The sequence below is a fragment of the Alistipes senegalensis JC50 genome (genome assembly GCF_025145645.1).
GTDB classification, from domain to species: Bacteria; Bacteroidota; Bacteroidia; order Bacteroidales; family Rikenellaceae; genus Alistipes; species Alistipes senegalensis.
Genome location: NZ_CP102252.1, coordinates 584966 through 602995 on the forward strand (window position 1 = coordinate 584966; position 18030 = coordinate 602995).

General features: G+C 60.8%; 14 protein-coding genes. 3 read left to right on the forward strand and 11 right to left on the reverse strand.

What is annotated here, in order from left to right; translation table 11 throughout:
• Positions 1-8 precede the first annotated feature (8 nt).
• The 9 genes from NQ519_RS02330 to NQ519_RS02370 all read right to left on the reverse strand — a co-directional run bounded on the left by NQ519_RS02330 (position 9) and on the right by NQ519_RS02370 (position 9292).
• Positions 9-749, reverse strand: a complete 741-nt coding sequence (locus NQ519_RS02330) for a type III pantothenate kinase (RefSeq protein ID WP_019149673.1) — start codon at positions 747-749, stop codon at positions 9-11.
• Positions 746-4084 carry a transcription-repair coupling factor gene (mfd, locus tag NQ519_RS02335; RefSeq protein WP_019149672.1) on the reverse strand — a complete coding sequence of 1113 codons (3339 nt, stop codon included), beginning with the start codon at positions 4082-4084 and terminating at the stop codon, positions 746-748. The genes NQ519_RS02330 and mfd overlap by 4 nt, the downstream gene beginning before the upstream one ends.
• Before the next feature lie 3 nt (positions 4085-4087).
• Positions 4088-5644 (reverse strand): Rne/Rng family ribonuclease, encoded by a 1557-nt coding sequence (locus NQ519_RS02340; protein ID WP_019149671.1) that lies wholly within the window; start codon positions 5642-5644, stop codon positions 4088-4090.
• Positions 5645-6039: 395 nt separating this feature from the next.
• Positions 6040-6312, reverse strand: coding sequence for an HU family DNA-binding protein (locus NQ519_RS02345; protein WP_019149670.1), 273 nt, complete (start codon positions 6310-6312; stop codon positions 6040-6042).
• A gap of 238 nt (positions 6313-6550) precedes the next feature.
• The gene (locus NQ519_RS02350) at positions 6551-7519 is read right to left on the reverse strand and encodes a permease (protein ID WP_019149669.1); all 969 of its coding nucleotides are present in this window, start codon (positions 7517-7519) and stop codon (positions 6551-6553) included.
• Positions 7520-7523: 4 nt separating this feature from the next.
• Complete coding sequence (locus NQ519_RS02355; RefSeq protein WP_019149668.1) at positions 7524-8231, reverse strand: aromatic aminobenezylarsenical efflux permease ArsG family transporter; 708 nt, start codon at positions 8229-8231, stop codon at positions 7524-7526.
• A 2-nt stretch (positions 8232-8233) separates the two neighbouring features.
• Positions 8234-8662, reverse strand: a complete 429-nt coding sequence (locus NQ519_RS02360; protein WP_026076320.1) for a nitrophenyl compound nitroreductase subunit ArsF family protein — start codon at positions 8660-8662, stop codon at positions 8234-8236.
• 6 nt (positions 8663-8668) lie between these two features.
• Complete coding sequence (locus NQ519_RS02365) at positions 8669-8902, reverse strand: thioredoxin family protein (protein WP_026076319.1); 234 nt, start codon at positions 8900-8902, stop codon at positions 8669-8671.
• Between the two features lie 66 nt (positions 8903-8968).
• Positions 8969-9292, reverse strand: a complete 324-nt coding sequence (locus tag NQ519_RS02370; RefSeq protein ID WP_026076318.1) for an ArsR/SmtB family transcription factor — start codon at positions 9290-9292, stop codon at positions 8969-8971.
• 157 nt (positions 9293-9449) lie between these two features.
• Between NQ519_RS02370 and porX the strand changes: the two genes are divergently transcribed.
• From porX to NQ519_RS02385, 3 genes are read left to right on the forward strand one after another with little or no spacing between them, the layout of a single operon-like run.
• On the forward strand, positions 9450-11000 hold the full coding sequence (porX, locus tag NQ519_RS02375) for a T9SS response regulator signal transducer PorX (RefSeq protein WP_019149664.1): 1551 nt from the start codon (positions 9450-9452) through the stop codon (positions 10998-11000).
• Positions 11001-11417, forward strand: coding sequence for a tRNA (adenosine(37)-N6)-threonylcarbamoyltransferase complex ATPase subunit type 1 TsaE (tsaE, locus tag NQ519_RS02380; RefSeq protein ID WP_019149663.1), 417 nt, complete (start codon positions 11001-11003; stop codon positions 11415-11417).
• Between the two features lie 25 nt (positions 11418-11442).
• A complete protein-coding gene (locus tag NQ519_RS02385) occupies positions 11443-11847 on the forward strand; it encodes an SRPBCC domain-containing protein (protein ID WP_019149662.1) in 405 nt (134 codons plus the stop codon).
• Between the two features lie 231 nt (positions 11848-12078).
• Here NQ519_RS02385 and NQ519_RS02390 read toward each other — a convergent pair whose 3' ends face one another.
• On the reverse strand, positions 12079-16074 hold the full coding sequence (locus NQ519_RS02390) for a two-component regulator propeller domain-containing protein (RefSeq protein ID WP_019149661.1): 3996 nt from the start codon (positions 16072-16074) through the stop codon (positions 12079-12081).
• 119 nt (positions 16075-16193) lie between these two features.
• The gene (locus NQ519_RS02395) at positions 16194-18023 is read right to left on the reverse strand and encodes a glycoside hydrolase family 2 protein (RefSeq protein WP_019149660.1); all 1830 of its coding nucleotides are present in this window, start codon (positions 18021-18023) and stop codon (positions 16194-16196) included.
• Between the last annotated feature and the right edge of the window lie 7 nt (positions 18024-18030).

The following is an 18030-nucleotide window of genomic DNA, read 5'->3' on the forward strand; positions in this document are numbered from 1 at the left end:
CAATCAGTTTAATCAAGGTGTTCTTCACTTGCATTATACTCTAATATTCTATCCAATCCGCAAAAGACGAGATTACAATTTGCAAATATCGTGTTTTTAATTCTTTTCGCAAAGTATTTCGCATCCCCGCCGGTAAAAATAACGCATAAATCGTCGATTTTTTCCCGCATGCGGGCGATATACCCCTCGATTTCGAAGGTCAGCGAGTTCATCACCCCCAGCCGGACGGCATCTTCGGTGGCGAGTCCCTGCAACCGCTCGTCTTCGGCGGGCCCGCACAGCGGCAGTGCAGCCGTGTAGTCGTGCAGCGCCCTGAAACGCATCGCCATCCCCGGCGAGATACATCCCCCGCGGAAGGTGTTGTCGGCCGTCACCAGGTCGATCGTCACCGCCGTCCCGAAGTCCACGATCAGCACATTGCGTCCCGGGTAGAGCGTCGCGGCGCCCACGGCGGCGGCCAGCCGGTCGCGGCCCAGCGTCTCGGGCGTGCGGTAGGCGTTGCCGATCGGCACGGGGGTCTGCGGGGTGAACTCCAGCAGGTAATCCGCAAAAGGCCTCACCGTCTCCGCCGCATCGCCGGTCGCGCCGCGCGTCGAAGCCACCACGGCTTTCGCGGCCCTGCGGCCCGACAGCAGATCGTCGAGCATGGACGGCAGCAGCCGTTCCGCGCAACGCTGTGCAACGAGCCGTCCGTCGTCGAAAACGGCGAGTTTGACAAGGGTATTGCCTATGTCCACGACCAGATTCAAAGTTGTTGCAGCGTTTTATAAGCGTCCTCAACGTCTTTGACATTCCTAACGGTCATCGCCAGCCGATTATTGTGCTGTTTGAGCACAAATCGGTCGGGGTGCCGGGTAACCCGCTGCAACAACGCCATGAAGGTTTCGCTCTTGTAATAGGGCGAATTCTCCTCGCCCACGAAATGCACGATCATCAGCCCGTTTTTGACCTTCACGCGCTCCATGCCCAGGCGGATGGCCTCCCAGCGGAGCCGCACGACGTTCAGCAGCTCCTTCGCGGCGCGCGGAAGGGGTCCGAAACGGTCCGCCAGACGGCTTTCGAAAGCCTGCAAAGCCTCCTCGTCCTTCGTCGAGTCGAGTTCGCGGTAGAGTTTCAGACGCTCGGCCTGCTGGGAGACGTAGGCGTCCGGCAGCGCCGCTTCGACCTCGATGTCGATGTGCGCGTCGTCGATGAAGCGCATCTGTTCGACCACCCCCTGCTCGCCGTCGCTCAGGCCCGGGACGTTCAGCCCCTCGGCGCGCAGTTCGGCGACGGCCTCGTTCATGATCTTCTGGTAGGTCTCGAACCCGATGTCGGCGACGAACCCGCTCTGCTCGGCTCCCAGCAGGTTGCCCGCACCGCGGATGTCGAGGTCCTGCATGGCGATATTGAACCCCGAGCCCAGGTCGGAGAACTCCTCGATGGCCCGCAGACGCCGCCGTGCGTCGGCCGACAGCAACTCGTCGGGCGGCGAGAGCAGGTAGCAGTATGCCTTCTGGTTCGAACGCCCCACGCGGCCGCGCAGCTGGTGGAGGTCGCTCAGACCGAAGTTCTGGGCATTATTGACGATGATCGTATTGGCGTTGGGGATGTCGATGCCGTTCTCGACGATGGTCGTCGAGACCAGCACGTCGAACTCCCCGTAGATGAAGTCCATGATGAGTTTTTCCAACTGCTCGGCGGGCATCTTGCCGTGCCCTACGGCCACCCGGGCCTTCGGGCAGAGGCGTGTGATGAGCCCTTGCAGGACCGGCAGGTCCTCGACGCGGTTGTGGACGAAATAGACCTGCCCGCCACGCGCGAGCTCCGCCTCGACGGCATCGCGGACGATCTCCTCCGAGAAGACGTGCGACTCGGTGAGGATCGGCTGGCGGTTGGGCGGCGGCGTCGAGATGACCGACAGGTCGCGGGAACCCATCAGGGAGAATTGCAGCGTGCGGGGAATGGGCGTGGCGGTGAGCGTCAGCGTATCGACCGAGACGCTCATCTGCGTCAGCTTCTCCTTGGCCGCAACGCCGAATTTCTGCTCCTCGTCGATGATGAGCAGCCCCAGGTCGCGGAACACGATCTGCTTGCCCAGTATCTTGTGCGTGCCGATCAGAATGTCGATCTTGCCCGCCGCAAGGTCCTCGCGGATCTGGCCGACCTCTTTGGCCGACTTCGTGCGGTTCAGATACTCCACGCGCACCGGGAAGTTGCGCAGACGCTCGGTGAACGAACGGTAGTGCTGCAAGGCGAGGATCGTCGTCGGCACCAGCACGGCGACCTGCTTGCCATCGACGGCCGCCTTGAACGCCGCACGGATCGCCACCTCGGTCTTGCCGAAGCCCACGTCGCCGCACACCAGCCGGTCCATCGGCTGATCCGACTCCATGTCCTTCTTGACGGCGGCCGTCGCCGACTGCTGGTCGGGCGTGTCCTCCCATTTGAACGAAGCCTCCAGCTCGTGCTGCAAATAGCTGTCCGGCGAGAAGGCGAAGCCTTTGGAAGCCTTGCGCTTGGCGTAGAGGGCGATCAGCTCGCGCGAAATATCCTTGACGGCCTTCTTGGTGGCGTTTTTCAGCTTTTGCCAGGCTCCGTTGCCCAATTTGTAGACTTTCGGCGGCTCGCCGTCGCCCGACTTGTAACGCGAGATGCGGTGCAGCGAGTGTACGTTGACGAAGAGCACGTCGCCGTCCTTGTAGACCAGCTTGATCGCCTCCTGCATGCGTCCGTCGCCCGCGGCGATCTTCACCAGCCCGTCGAAACGCCCTACGCCGTGGTCGATGTGCACCACGTAGTCGCCCGGGCGGAGCTGGTTCAGCTCGGCGACGGTCATCTGCTCGTCGCGCCGGATCTCGCCGTTGATGCGATAACGCTGGTAGCGGTCGAAGATCTGATGGTCGGTGTAGAGGCACAGCTTCAGGTCGTTGTCCACGAAACCCTCGTGCAGGGTCACCGACAGCGACCGCACGACGGCCTGCCCGCGACCGATCTGGTGGAAGATGTTCTCCAGACGCTCGACCTGCGCCTTGTTCTCCGAAAGAATATAGGTGTCGTATCCCCGCAGGGCGTTGCGGATCATGTCGTCCGCCAGCATCTCGAAGTTCTTGTTGAATTTCGGCTGGGGAGCCGTCGAGAACTTCACGCTCGCCTCCGCCGGACGCTCGGGCAGATTGTCCCGCAGAGCGAAAATCCGGCATCCGGCCAGATCGGCCAGCAGTCCGTTGCGGCTCGTCAGCAGCGAGTCGATCTCCTCGGGACGCTCCATGTCCGCCAGCGTCTTGCGGCGCACGTCGTTGACCCGCCGGAACACGAAATCAGCGTCGTAGAACCACCAGGCGGCATCCGCACCGGCGAAACGCGCCAGCGAAACCTTCGCCGCGGCCGGCACCCCGGCATTCAGGTCGGGGATGATCTCCACGCGGTCCAGCTTGTCCGACGACAGCTGGCTCGAAATGTTGAACCGCCGGATCGAATCGACCTCGTCGCCGAAGAAATCCAGTCGGTAGGGCTTGCTCTCGGAGTAGGAAAAGACATCTACGATGCCGCCGCGCACCGAATACTGCCCCGGCTCGTAGACGAAATCCACCCGCGTGAAGGCGGCATCGACAAGCTCCTGCTCCAGCACCTCGATCGAGATTTTGTCGCCCACGCGCACGGAGATCGTCCCCTTGCGGAGCGTATCGGCATCGGCGACCCGCTCGGCGAGAGCCTCCGGATAGGTGCAGACGACCAGGTAACCCTTTCCCGGGAATCCCCGCAGGGCATTCATCGTCGCCGTGCGCTGCACCACGCCCTGCGCGTCCTCGGCGCCGTAGACCGCCGAACGCTTCCACGACGAGGGGAAGAAGCATACCCGCTCCTCGTCGAGCAGGTTGTAGAAGTCGTTCATCAGATAGGCCGCGGCGTCGCGGTCCTCGGCCACGAAGAGGTGCACCCCGCCGCTCTTCGCCACGGCAGCCGCGGCATAAAACGAAAGAGCACCGCCGACCAGCTCTTCGAGGTGGACGGTAGCACTCCTGTTCTTATACTCGCGGCACAGCTTGCCGAGGGTCTTCGACCCGCCGGCGAACTGCGCCAGCTGCTCGCGGGCAGTTGCCATACCTTATTTCTGAATCAGGTCGTTATCCTTTTTGTCGTGGTAATGCACCTCCACGATGCCGACGCTCTGGTCCTCGGCGATTTCGAGGCGCACCTTGTATTTCCACTCCCAGCGGCGGCGCAGCGACCAGAATCCCTTCCGGAGGAATGCCGCCACATAGGGGCTCACGACCAGCTTGATGAATTTGTGCCCGCGGTCCTGCGTGAGGAACGAGATCTGATTCTCGATCTTCTTGTCCAACAGCACCGTAGGCTCGATCTTGCCCGATCCGTTGCACGTCGGACAAACGTCCGAGACGCTCTCCACGGCCACCGGACGCACCCGCTGGCGGGTGATCTGCATCAGTCCGAATTTCGTCAGCGGCAGCACCGTGTGCTTGGCCTTGTCGGTGGCCATCAGCTTGACCATCTCGTCGAACAACGCCTGCTTGTTCTGCGCCTTGTGCAGGTCGATGAAGTCGATGATGACGATTCCCCCGAGGTCGCGCAGGCGCAGCTGCCGGGCGATCTCCTTCGCCGCCGCGAGGTTCACGTCCATCGCGGTCTGCTCCTGGTTGTCCTCGGCCTTGGTGCGGTTGCCCGAATTGACGTCGATGACGTTCATGGCCTCCGTGCGCTCGATGATGAGGTAGGCGCCGCGCTTCAGCGACACGTACTTGGCGAACAACGACTTGATCTGCTTCGAGATGTCGAAGTTGTCGAAGATGGGCACGTTGCCCTTGTACAGTTTGACGATCTTCTCCTTCTCGGGCTCGATCTGCCGGATGTAGTTGCGGATCTCGTTGAACATCGCCTCGTCATCGACGGCGATCTGCGAAAAGGAGCCGTTCAGCGAGTCGCGGATGATCGTATTGGCGCGGTTCATCTCGCTCATCAGCTGCGCCGGAGCCGACGCCACGTTCTTCTTGATCGCCGCGCAGGTCTTGCGCCAGCGGTCGATCTGGGTCTGGATGTCGTGCTCGATGTCCTCGTCCCGGGCCTCCATGGCCGCCGTGCGGATGATAACGCCGAAGTTCTTCGGCAGCACCGCCGCGGCGATGCGTTTCAGACGCTTTTTCTCGTCCGCCGAACGGATCTTCTGCGAGAGAAACACCTTCGAGGTGAAGGGCACCAGCACCACGTTGCGGCCGGCCAGCGAAATGTCGGCCGTCAGGCGGGGTCCCTTGGTCGAAATGGCCTCCTTGGCCACCTGGACCATGATCTGCTGCCCCACCTGGAGGTATTCGCCGATCTTCCCGGTCTTCTCGACGGGCGGTTCGAGTTTCATTCCCTCGACCCGCAGGCCCCGTTTTCCGGGCTGCTGCGAGGCGACGAGCTTTTGCAGCGAGGGGAACTGCGGCCCCAGATCGAGGTAGTGGATGAAAGCATCCTTTTCGTGTCCTATGTTGACGAATGCCGCGTTCAGACCCGGCATGATCTTGCGCACCTTCCCGAGGTAGATGTCCCCCACGGCGAATCCCGTCTGGCACTGCTCCTTGTTGAGCTCGACGAGGACCTTGTCCTCGCACAGCGCAATGGATATCTCGGTCGGGTTTACGTTGACGATTAATTCTCTGTTCATCTATCTTGTGTCGCGCACCGGGAGTCCGGGCGCGGAGTGTGAAATTAGTACTGGACCGCATTTTGGCATGAAGTGGCGGCGAACTCCAATGGGGAAAAACGGATGCCGGGAATCCCGGCCGAGGCGGGTATCGGAGAGCGTCCGGCGGAGGGCGCGGACGCGGTAAAACACCCTGAAAATTGAAAATCCCGAAAAAACAGGTAAAGCTAAAAGAACCCCTGGGTCCCTTTAGCTTTATCTATCGTCTAGCACAAAGGTGCTACCCTGCTACTTTTTCTTATGGCGGTTCTTGCGAAGACGTTTTTTCCGCTTGTGGGTAGCCATCTTGTGACGCTTATGCTTCTTTCCGTTTGGCATAGTCCTTTAGTTTTTAGAGGTTCTTTATTTATCGTGAATTATTTCACCTTCGCTGCGAAGCTCTTGGCGGGCTTGAAAGCGGGGATGTTGTGCTCGGGGATGGTGATGGTCGTGTTCTTCGAGATGTTGCGGGCGACCTTCTTGGCGCGTTTCTTCACGATGAAGCTGCCGAATCCGCGGAGATACACGTTGTTCTTCTGTGTGAGCGATGTCTTGATGCTGTCCATGAAAGCCTCGACGATAGCCTGTACCTGCACCTTCTCAACACCGGTGCTCTTAGCGATTTCGCTTACGATATCTGCCTTTGTCATATCTTTGATTAGTTAAATTAATTAAGTTCAACCCAATTCGGACTGCAAATATACGTTTTATTTACATATCCGCCAACAAACCGCATTATTTTTTCATTTTTTTTGCGGCACCGTAGTCCGCACGCTTACAACACGATAACAAATACCGGGCAAATCCCGGACCAAAATCGAAAGATTCTGCATCGGCGGTTGATCCGAAGTCCCGGCGCAAGCGACCGGACGAGGCTAAACATCTGTATTACAGAAGCATATTAAACACATACCCCGACAGAATAAAAAACGAGGTCATCACGGCGAAGAAGATCCCGATCAGCCGCCATGTCATCACTTTTTTCAGCATCGCGGCTTCCGGAAGCGACAGCCCGACGACACCCATCATAAAGGCGACGGCAGTTCCCAGCGGAATGCCTTTGGCCACGAAAACCTGAATCACCGGGACGATTCCGGCGGCGTTGGCATACATCGGCACGGCGCAGATGACCGCCAGAGGCACGGCGAACCAATTATCTTTCGACATATATTGTTCGAAAAATCCTTCGGGCACATACCCGTGCATCGCCGCACCCACGCCGATGCCGGCCAGCACGTACGGCAGCACGCTCCGCACGACGCCCCACGCATCGCGCACGATGACGGGAAACCGATCCGCAAAGGGCGTGCGCCTTTCCGCCCACGCTTCGGATTCCGTTTCGGACTGCGTCTGCAACCGCCGCACCCACGGCGAGAGGTAGCGTTCCAATTCGAAGCGGCCGAGGAGGAACCCGCCGGCCGTGCCGAGCAGGATGCCGCTCACGACATAGATCATCGTCGCCCGCAGTCCGAACGAACCGAGGAACATCGCCACGGCGACTTCGTTCACGAGCGGCGAGGTGATCAGAAATGCCAATGTCACCCCCAGCGGAATGCCGCCCTTGACGAACCCGATGAACAGCGGGATCGACGAGCAGGAGCAGAAGGGCGTGACCGCCCCGAACAACGAGGCGAGGAGATATTGAACCCCGTACAATTTCCGGGCGGCAAGGCAGCGGCGCAGTTCGTCGATGGGAAAATAGGCGTTGACAATTCCCATCACGATACTGATCAAAAACAGCAGGAGCAGGATCTTGATGCTGTCGTAGAAAAAGAAATTGACGGCACTTCCCGCATGCGTTTCGGCGCTCATCCCGAACACGCCGTAAACGAGCCAGTCGGCAAATCGTTGAATCATCGTTTTAACAGAAATAAATTACACCATAATAAATACCTACGGCTATAAAAAGCAGACCCACAATCCGCGTGAGCCATTTTTGAATCGCCTGCATCCGGTTGCAGAAGGTCCCCAGCCCGGCGACGCCATATGCCAAGATCCATGCGACGACCGCCACGGGGAGCCCCGTAGCGGCAGCAAACACGGCAGGCAGGAGATAGCCGCCCGTTTCGGCGGCCGACATCGGAATCAGCATCCCGAAATAGAAAACCCCGCTCGTCGGGCAGAACGCCAGCGAAAAAAGAACCCCGAGCAGAAACGCACCCCATCCGCCGCGCCGTCCCACCTGCCCGCCGCGACCCGAAAACCCGAATTTCGGCAGGTCGAGCCGATGTCCGAAGAGCATGAACGATCCGATCAGAACAAGCACCGGGCCGATCAGCATTTCGCCCCATTTGCCGATTGCCTTCTGAATGGCGAAAACACCCGCCCCTTCACGCAGCACGGCAATCAGCACCGCCCCCAGCAAGGTGTAGGCGGCGACACGCCCGAGCGTGTAAAGCAAGCCGTTGAAGAAGACGCGGCGACGGTTTTCCAGATCCTTCGAGATATAACCCACCGCAGCGATGTTGGTCGCCAGCGGACAGGGGCTCAGGGCGGTCAGCAACCCGAGCAGAAAGGCCGTCAGAATCGGAACGGCCGAACCGTCCGACAGGTTTTGCAAATACTCCATAGCTACATGTCCAGTTGTTTCCGGATTTCGGCGCAGAGCTCCGCCTTGAATCTCTCCGGGTTCGTGCGGGCGTTGGCGAAGGCGAACCGCGTCAGATCGGTCACGGTTTCTTTTCCGTCCCGCCATTTATTCAGCAACAGCGCCGACCACGCCACCTCATACCTGTCGGCCAACGCTCCGTTCTCCGGCTTTGCAGCGTCGATAATGCGAAAGCGCACCTCCCCGGCTCCGACCTGCCCGGCGAAATCGGTTTCGATGACCTCTTTCACACCGGTCTCAATCGCAATGCAAGTCGCACAGCGTTTTGCTCCGTGGAAACAAAGCACTTCGACACCATCGTCCTGCGGCCTGTCGGCAGCGGTTTTTCCCACAGGCCCTTGCCCGCAGGCGACAAACGCGGCGGCCGCCGCAAGCAACAATAATCTTTTCATGGCGGATCATTTCGTCAGCAATCCCCGAACCTCTGCAAGCGACAATTTCCGGCCTTGGGCCACGACCCGCCCGTCCACGACCAACGCGGGCAGAGTCATCACGTCATAGGACATGATTTTCACGATGTCCTCTTCCTTTACGACCGTTGCGTCCAATCCCGATTCGGCCACGGCCTGTCTCACCGTTTCGCAGAGCGCCTTGCATCCGGCGCACCCCGTTCCCAATACTTTGATCTCCATATTCATTCATTTTTTATTAAATGTAGTTCGGCGAACAACGAACAATATCCGCAAAAAAAAAGCCGCTCACCCGCAGCAGGAATCCTTCTCCCGGCAATCGCGGAAGAAATCGGCAAAGAGGTCGCGCGCAACCGCCCAATTCGCCCGGTCGATGCAGTAGCGGACTTTCGGGGTCTCGATCTCGCCCTGTATCAATCCGGCATCCTTCAGCTCCTTGAGGTGCTGCGACACGGTCGCCTTTGCGATCGGCAGCACTTCGTGAATGTCCCCGAAAAAGCAGCTCTCCTGCGCGGCAAGGAAGCGCAGGATGGCCATTCGCGCCGGATGCCCCATCGCTTTGGCAAAACGGGCGATCCGCTCCTCCCGGTCCGTATAGGCTCTCTTCGTCATATCCGTCATTGTTGTTCGCAAATATACGAACAATATTCCGTTCAAGCAAAAAAACAACCGCAATATTCACAAAAATCGGAACCGACCCAATAAACCGTACGCATTTTGCGTTTGATAATAAAATCGTTAATTTTGCAATTCTAATTCCGACAACCGTATGGTCAAAATATTATGGGTCGATGACGAAGTCGAACTGCTGAAGCCCCACGTGCTGTTCCTGCAAGGGAAAGGGTACGAGGTGGACACCTGCAACAACGGATACGACGCGATCGACATGGCCGCCGAAGGCTCCTACGACCTGATCATCCTCGACGAGATGATGCCCGGCATGACGGGACTCGAAACCCTCCCCCAGATCAAGGAGGTGCGCCCCACGACCCCCGTGATCATGGTCACCAAGAGCGAGGAGGAGAACATCATGGACAAGGCCGTGGGTTCGAAGATCGCCGACTACCTCATCAAACCCGTCAACCCCAATCAGGTGCTGCTGTCGATCAAGAAGAACGTCCACCAGCAGCAGCTCGTGACCGAGCAGACCACCGCCGACTACCGTTCGGAGTTCGGACGCATCTCCTCGTCGCTGCAAATGGCCGACACGTTCCAGGACTGGTGCTCGCTCTACCGCAAGCTGGCCAACTGGGAGATCGAATTGGGGGAATCCACCGACCAGAGCATCAAGGAGGTGCTGGCCTACCAGAAGACCGAAGCCAACCAGGAATTCTGCAAGTTCGTGCGCCGCAACTACTACAACTGGATCAACAAACGCGCGGACGACACCCCCGTGATGTCGCATACGCTCATGCGCACCAAGATCTTCCCCGTCGTAGACGAGAACCCCAAGACCACGCTGCTGCTGATCGACAATTTCCGCTACGACCAGTGGCGGTCGATCTCGTCGCTGCTGCGGGGCTATTACGACGTTGCGCAGGACGATTTCTACTGCGCCATCCTGCCCACGGCCACGCAGTACGCCCGCAACGCGGTCTTCGCGGGGCTGATGCCGCTGGCCATCGACAAGCTGATGCCCAACAAGTGGCTCAACGACAACGAGGAGGGCGGCAAGAACCAATACGAGGAGGAGTTCCTGAAGCGGCTGATGAGCCAGAACGGCAAGTCGTGGAAATTCTCGTTCGACAAGCTCGTGCGCCCGGAGCAGGGCCGCAAGCTGGTGGACAATATACAAAAGGTCTACGACGCCGACTTCTCGGTGATCGTCTACAACTTCCTCGACATCCTCTCGCACGCGCGCACCGAGACCGACATCATCCGCGAGCTGACCGAGGACGAGGCGGCGTTCCGTTCGCTGACGCGCTCGTGGTTCGAGCATTCGGACCTCTACACCATCCTGCGCCTCCTGTCCGAACGGGGCCACACGGTGGTCATCACCTCGGACCACGGCACCATCCGCGTAGACAATCCCGTGAAGGTCACGGGCGACCGCGAGACCTCGGCCAACCTGCGCTACAAGACGGGCCGCAATCTGGCGTACAACTCCCGCGAGGTGTACGAGATTCTGAAACCCGAAGACATACAGCTGCCGTCGAGCAACCTCACGTCGAGCTACATCTTCGCCTACAACACGGATTTCCTGGTTTACAACAACGACGCCAACCGCCACATCCGCTACTACCGCAACACGTTCCAGCACGGCGGCATCTCGATGGAGGAGATGATCGTTCCGTATATCGTTCTAAAGCCCAAGAAATAAATGAGAACCATCCACATCACCTCGCAGGACGAGCTTCCGCAGGTCGCCGAGGCGGTCATCCGCTCGCTGGGCCGCCGCACGGTGGTCGCCTTCCGCGGCGAAATGGGCGCCGGCAAGACCACGCTCATCCGCGAAATCGCGGCCGAACTCGGAGCCAAAGACACCGTCACCAGCCCCACGTTCGCCATCGTCAACCAATACAAGGGCGACGGCAACCGCCGCATCCACCATTTCGACTTCTACCGCATCGACGACCTGCGCGAGGCGTTCGACTTCGGGTACGAAGAGTATTTCTATTCGGGCGACCTCTGCCTGGTGGAGTGGCCCGAGAAGATCGAACCGCTGCTGCCCGACAATGTGATGACGGTGCGCATCACCGTTGACAGCGACACGGCCCGCACGTTCGAAATAGACTGACACCCAACCGTCACAATCCTTGAAAATGCAAGAGTACATATCGAAACAACACCGGATTCTGCGTCCCGCAGAACAGATTTACGCCGTCATCAGCCGCTTCGACAACCTCACGCCGGCCCTCGCCGACCGGGTCGAGGAGTGGCAGGCCACCGAGGAGACCTGCTCGTTCAAAGCCAAGGGCTTCACCGTCAAACTCCGCATGGCGGAGCGCGAGGAGCCCAAACACGTCAAGATCGTGGGCGACGACGGGGGAATTCCGATGGACTTCGCCTTCTGGATTCAGCTGCACAAGGTTTCGGAGACCGATACACGCATGCGGCTGGTCCTGCACATCGAGCTGAACATGATGATGAAGATGATGGTCGGCGGCAAATTGCAGGGCGCCATCGACCAGATCGCCGAAGGCATCGCCCAAGCCATGCAGGCGTAAGACGCCTGTCTTAGGGGCAACCCCAGGTCTGTCGGCTTCCGATCTCCATCCGTGCTCCCAGGCGTAAGACGCCTGTTTCAAGAGCAACCGAAGGTCAAAAACGCTTCCGACCCTAACCGCTACGGCCTCAGCGTAAGACGCCTACCTCAAGAGCGCCCGCAGGCCGGACCGCGACGCAGCCCCATACTGAAAACGCCCCGCCCCGGACAGACCGGAGCGGGGCGTATCGCGTCAGGCGCCCTCGCGTCTCTCCCCGGGCGCCGTGCGATACTCCGAGGGCGTACAGCCGTAGCGCGCCTTGAACAATTTGCCGAAATATTGCAGCGAATTGATCCCCACCCTATCGGCGATCTCGGCGATTTTCAGCTCGGGACACTCGGCCAGCATCCGCGCGGCTTCGCGCAGGCGGATGCCCTGGATCAGTTCCGTGGGGGTCTGCCCGAAGACGCCCTTGATCTTGGCGAACAGCGCCGTGCGGCTCAGGGCCAGTTCGCGGCTCAGCATCCCGACTCCCAGCGATTCGCTGTCGAGATGGCCGCCGATCAGCGCCAGCGTCTTGCGCACGAAAGCCTCGTCCATCGGATTGCCCGAAAGCACCTCCGACGCGGGTTCGGAGCTCCCTTCGAGGAACTTGCGCTGCAACAGCCGGCGGTTGCGCACCATGCCGTTGCACTTGGCCATCAGCACGTCCATGTCGAAGGGCTTCGAAACGTAGTCGTCGGCGCCGCTTTCGAGCCCCGTGATGCGCTGTTCGGGCGACGAAAGGGCCGTGAGCAGGATCACCGGGATATGGCACGTCCCGAATTCGCGCTTGACCGCCGCGCACAGCTCCGTTCCCGACATCCCGGGCATCAGCACGTCGCTCACGATCAGGTCGGGCTGCTCCTCGCGCGCCAGCCGCAGCCCCTCGGTGCCGTCCGCAGCCAGCGTCACCCGGTAATGCTGCGCGAAGATGGTGCCGAACATGCTCCGCAGCTCGTCGTCGTCCTCGACGACCAGCAGGCGCGGCAGCTCCTCCGACCCCGGAATCCGTTCGGGCGCCGGCAGATAGTCGGCCACGGGCGCCGGACGGACATGCTCCTGCGTCCCGACCACTTCGACGTTGGCATTGCCGCTGAAATCGGGATTCAGCAGGAGCGTCACCGTGAAGGTCGAACCCACTCCCACCTCGCTCTCGACGCCGATCCGCCCGCCGTGCAGTTCGACGATGCCTTTCGAAAGGGCCAGTCCGATGCCGACCCCGGCGTCCTGCGTGTCGGCCTCGTGGTGGTAGAAGCGTTCGAAAATCGTCGTGAAGAATTTCTCCTCGATGCCGTGGCCCGTATCGGCCACCTTCACCACGGCCTGCGCATCGTCCGCCGAGAGCGTCACCGTGATCCGTCCGCCCCGGTCGGTGTGTTTGAAAGCGTTGCTTATCAGATTGTAGAAGACTTTCTGCAACTGCACCGAGTCGAACGGCACTTCCAGCCGCTCCATCCCGGGTTCGTAGCGCAGCTCCACCTCGCGGATGCGGCCGTACTCCTCGAAAGTGCCGCACACGTCGGCCAGATAGGCCACCAGATCCTGCCGGCTCACTTTCAGGGACATGTATCCCTGCTCCTGCTTGCGGAAGTCGATCAGTTCGTTGACCAGATCGCGCAGCCGCAGGGCGTTGCGGCGGACGCTCATCAGATAGCCTTTGAGCACCCCCGGCATCTCCTGCCGCGCCAGCAGGTCCAGCTGGCCCTGGATCAGCGTCAGCGGCGTGCGGAACTCGTGCGAGATGTTGGTGAAGAAGACCAGCTTCCACTGCGTGATGCGCTCCTGCTGTTCGCGGGCCATGCGCTCCATCGCCAGCGACTGTTCCAGCTGCTTTTTCGTATAGTAGTAGCGGACGACCCACGCCGTGATGAGCATGATCAGCAGCACGTAGAGAATGTAGGCCGGAATGCTGGCGTAGAACGGCGGATAGACCCGGATGCCGAGTTCGATACGCCCTCCGCCGTCGAGCAGTTTGGTCGGACGGCTCTGCACGGCCAGCCGGTAGTGCCCCGGCGGGAGGTTCATGTAGCGGATGATGCTCCCCGGCAGCGGACGCCACGCCTCGTCGTAGCCGATCAGTTTGTACTGATAGTCGCCGAGGTTGAAATCCACGGCGTTGTCGGTCCCGAAAGCGATGTCCACGATGCTGTATCTGTGCCCCAGCGAGATCGACTTCGCGTAGGGCATCGCCCGGTCCAGAATACCGGTCCGGTCGCCGGCCCGCACGGGCCGCTCGTTCACCGAGAGCGCCGCGAAGAAGAGCTGCGGCGCACGTCCGGTACGGATCAGGTCCCGCCCGGCGAACGACACGATGCCATCGACGCCGCCCGCCAGCATCTCGTCGCCCCCGCCGCGCCACAGACAGCCGTTTTCGAGCGACAGCAGCGGGAATCCGTTGCGGATGTTGAAATTCTCGCTGCGGAGGCTGTCCGCATCGACGACCGACAATCCGGCGTTGGTTCCGAAGACCATCAGCCCCGAAGGGGTCTGCGAAATGGCGCTCACATAGTCGCTCGCAATGCCGCACGCGGCCCGGTCGTAGGCCACGAACTCCTTCCGCTCGCGGTCGAACAGCAGCGCCCCGCTGCGGGTCGTTCCGACCCACGCCCGCCCGCGGTCGTCGCGGAACAGCGAGGTCACCATGTCCTGCTGCGCCACGCGGTTGAAATAGAGCTGGTAAACGCCCGCTTCGTCGCGGCGGTAAACCCGGAAATTCACCTGCCCCGTCACCACGTAGAGCCATCCGTCGCCGCCGCTCAGCACGTTGAACACCCGCTGCTGGTTCAGAATGCGTTCCGCGCGGCGCGTCCGCATGTCGATCCGGTAAACTCCGGCATAGGTCCCGGCATAGATCGCATCGCCTTCGCGCGAAAGGCTGTGGACGATCTCGATGTTCTCCGATCCGCCGCCCTGGTCGGCGATTTTCAGCCGTTCGAAACGCCCCGAAGGGATGTCGTAGACGCAGACGCCGCCCATGAACATCCCCAGCCACAACTGATCGCGTCCGGCGTCGTAGCGGATGCTCTTGACGTTGTTGCTCGGGATGCCGCTGTTGCCCATGTTGAAGAAGCGGCCCCGGCGGCGCGTGCGGTCGTAGAAGTAGAGCCCCTTGTCCGAGGTCCCGGCCCAAACGTCGCCGCGGCGGTCGAGCGTCACGTCGGCGACGATGGTCCACGTCGTGTCCCCGCCCTCGATCGGGACCACGCGGAACAGCGCTTCGTGGGGATGGAAATAGGAGATTCCCGTATAGAACGACCCGAACCAGATCGCACCCCGGCGGTCGCGCATGATGCACTCCACCGTGAGGTTGCGCATGCCGTAAAGCGGGTTGTCCGAACGTCCGAAGTGGTAGAAGCGGTCCGACGCGGGGTCGTAGCAGTCCAGCCCGAACATCATGCCGATCCACAACCGGCCCTCGTCGTCCTCGCAGATGCAGCGCACATAGTTGTCAGCCAACCCCTCGGGGTGCCGGGGATCGTGGACGAAACGCCGCACGCCGCCCCCGACGTCGAGACGGTAGAGCCCCTCGCTGCGGGTGCAGACCCACAAATCGCCGCGGCTGTCCTCGAACAGGCTGCTGATCTTCGAAGCCGTCGGCAGGATGCACTCCGCCGCACCGCGTTCGTCAAGGCGGTAGAGCCCCGAATGGAGCGTCCCGACATAGAGCACGCCCCCGGCCGTGCAGGCCAGCGCCGAGACCTCGCTCATCGGGGGCAACAGCAGCTGGCTGCACTTCCCGTCGGGCGCGGCGATCACGATGCGGTCCCCGGCAGCGGCATAGACCCGGCCTCCGCGGACCGTCGCGGCCGAGATCGAACGGCTGTCGAGCAAAGAATCGGTGAAGAGCGGCCGGAAGGTCTCCCGCCGCAGGTCGTATTCGACGATGTTGCGAAGCTGGTAGAAATAGATCAGTCCGTTCTGCTCGCCGTAGATGCCCTTGACGTTCATCGGGCGGAAGAGTTCCGCGGCACGCTCCGGCATGAGCGGCTCCTCGGTCTGCAATCCGCGGTAGCGGACCACGCCGCCGACGCCCGCGGCCCATATCGTGCCGTTTTCGTCCTGATAAAGCGTGGTCACGTTGGTCTGGTTGAATCCTTCGCTGATGCCTAAGTGTTTGAACACCATCTGGGCGGGAGGTGCGGCGCCGACTGCCGGGGGGGGGTAATTCCAGCCCAGAAACAGCAAAAAGAGAATCAATTTACGCATACTCGGTTTCTCTATCCATCCGACAAGATACGAAATTTCGGGAGAATTCCGCAACCGGAACCGAAAAAAACCGCCCGGCAATCACCGGGCGGCGAAGCGTATTTTCCGGCAAAATCGCGCTACCGATACCGTTTTTCCAGCTCGTCATACCAACGCTGCATGACGAAATAGGCTTTCTTCTTGCCGCCCTGGTCCGAGATGAGACCCTTGCGGTTGAAATCGTCCTGAATGCCGACCATCTGGCGGCGCGGCGAGCGGAAATCCTTCAGCACCCAGGGCGTCGTCCCGGCCAGCCCGGGCATCCGCCTGAACATGTTGACGCTGCGTTCGTAGAGGTCCTCCATGTACTCCTCGGTGAAACGCTCCGTCCGCGCGCCGTGACGGCCGTAGACCGCCCCGCCGCCGAACTCCGAGATGAAAACCGGCTTTTCGAGGTCGAAGGTCCAGTTCACGCGGTCGCACTTCTCCGACTCGCCGTCGTACCAGCCGACGTACTGGTTGAAACTGATGAGGTCCACCAGATCGGCCAGGTCGTCCTTCACCGTCAGCAGGTCGGGTTTCAGCCGGGTCTTCTCCATAGCGGCGCTCACCAGCCGGGTGCCGTCCATGCTGCGGGCCTTGGCGATGAGCGACCGCAGGAATTTCAGGCGCGCTTCGCCGTGCGGGGTCTCGTTGGCCACGGACCAGACCACCACGTTGGCGCGGTTCCTGTCGCGCGTGATCATGTCCGCCAGCTGCGCTTCGGCATTGGCATAGGTCGCGGGATTTTCCCACTGGATCGTCCAGTAGACCGGAATCTCCGACCACACCATCAGTCCCATCTCCTCGGCCGCGCGGACCATCGCTTCGTTGTGGGGATAGTGCGCCAGCCGCACGAAATTGCATCCCATCTCCTTGGCCCACCCCAGCAGAATGCGGGCATGCTCCGCGGAAAAGGCGCGGCCGCTCATGCCGTAGGGCATCTCCTCGTGGATCGACACGCCGCGGCAGAAGACCTCCCGGCCGTTGAGCAGGATTTTCGTGCCCCGGGTCTCGATCGTGCGGAAACCGATGCGGTCGTCCACCGAGTCGGTCTCGGCGGCGATCCGCACGGCGTAGAGCTTCGGATTCTCGGGCGACCAATAGACCGGTTTGGCCTTCACCTCGAACGCGGCATAGCCGTCGGCGTCGGTCGTGACCTTTTTCGATATTTTCAGTTCGGGAATCTCCACCGTCACCGTCTGCTCGGCCTCGGCGCCGTCCAACTGCACCCAGCCGGCGATCACCTGCGGCTCGCCCTTCTTCAGCTGCACCGAGTAGTCGCGGATGAAAGTCAGCGGCGTTTCGACGATCACAACGCTGCGCGTCAGCCCGCCGTAGTTCCACCAGTCGGAATTGAGCGTCGGGACGCCCTCGGCCAACCGTTTGTTATCGACCTTCACCACCAGCGAGTTCCGCCCCTCGCGCACCTTGCCGGTGATCTCGAAGTTGAAGGGCGTGTAGCCGCCGACGTGTTTGCCGATCTTGCGGCCGTTCAGCCCCACGATCGTTTCGTAGTTCGCAGCCCCGAAGTAGAGGAACGTGCGGCGGTCGGCCCGGGGCTCGTAGTCGAACAGATTGCGGTACCAGACCGTACCCTCGTAATAGTACAACTGGGGCCGCTGGGTGTTCCAGTCGCCCGGCACCAGCAGCGTGCGGTCGGTGTTGAAATTGTACTCGAAGAGCTTCGTGCGGTCCTTGTCGAAATCGTCGTCCGCGAAGTAGGACATATTGTCCTTCAACGGCTTGCGGCGATAGTCGTAGTAACCGTTTTCGTAAGGATCGACGATCGTCTTCCAGAGCCCGTCGAGCGACACGGTCTTCCGGCCGGCGACGTTGACGATCTGCGGTGCGGGAGCCTCCTCCCCCGCCGCCGCGGACAGCGCCGCACAGCATCCCGCCAGCGCCAGTATGAATCGTATGTTCTTCATAAAAATC

Bases quoted from the DNA above. Each gene is read 5' to 3' on its own strand.
- mfd (WP_019149672.1), bottom strand. From the start codon at position 4,084: ATGGCAACTGCCCGCGAGCAGCTGGCGCAGTTCGCCGGCGGGTCGAAG.
- NQ519_RS02340 (WP_019149671.1), bottom strand. From the start codon at position 5,644: ATGAACAGAGAATTAATCGTCAACGTAAACCCGACCGAGATATCCATT.
- NQ519_RS02345 (WP_019149670.1), bottom strand. From the start codon at position 6,312: ATGACAAAGGCAGATATCGTAAGCGAAATCGCTAAGAGCACCGGTGTT.
- NQ519_RS02350 (WP_019149669.1), bottom strand. From the start codon at position 7,519: ATGATTCAACGATTTGCCGACTGGCTCGTTTACGGCGTGTTCGGGATG.
- NQ519_RS02355 (WP_019149668.1), bottom strand. From the start codon at position 8,231: ATGGAGTATTTGCAAAACCTGTCGGACGGTTCGGCCGTTCCGATTCTG.
- NQ519_RS02360 (WP_026076320.1), bottom strand. From the start codon at position 8,662: ATGAAAAGATTATTGTTGCTTGCGGCGGCCGCCGCGTTTGTCGCCTGC.
- NQ519_RS02365 (WP_026076319.1), bottom strand. From the start codon at position 8,902: ATGGAGATCAAAGTATTGGGAACGGGGTGCGCCGGATGCAAGGCGCTC.
- NQ519_RS02370 (WP_026076318.1), bottom strand. From the start codon at position 9,292: ATGACGAAGAGAGCCTATACGGACCGGGAGGAGCGGATCGCCCGTTTT.
- porX (WP_019149664.1), top strand. From the start codon at position 9,450: ATGGTCAAAATATTATGGGTCGATGACGAAGTCGAACTGCTGAAGCCC.
- tsaE (WP_019149663.1), top strand. From the start codon at position 11,001: ATGAGAACCATCCACATCACCTCGCAGGACGAGCTTCCGCAGGTCGCC.
- NQ519_RS02385 (WP_019149662.1), top strand. From the start codon at position 11,443: ATGCAAGAGTACATATCGAAACAACACCGGATTCTGCGTCCCGCAGAA.
- NQ519_RS02390 (WP_019149661.1), bottom strand. From the start codon at position 16,074: ATGCGTAAATTGATTCTCTTTTTGCTGTTTCTGGGCTGGAATTACCCC.
- NQ519_RS02395 (WP_019149660.1), bottom strand. From the start codon at position 18,023: ATGAAGAACATACGATTCATACTGGCGCTGGCGGGATGCTGTGCGGCG.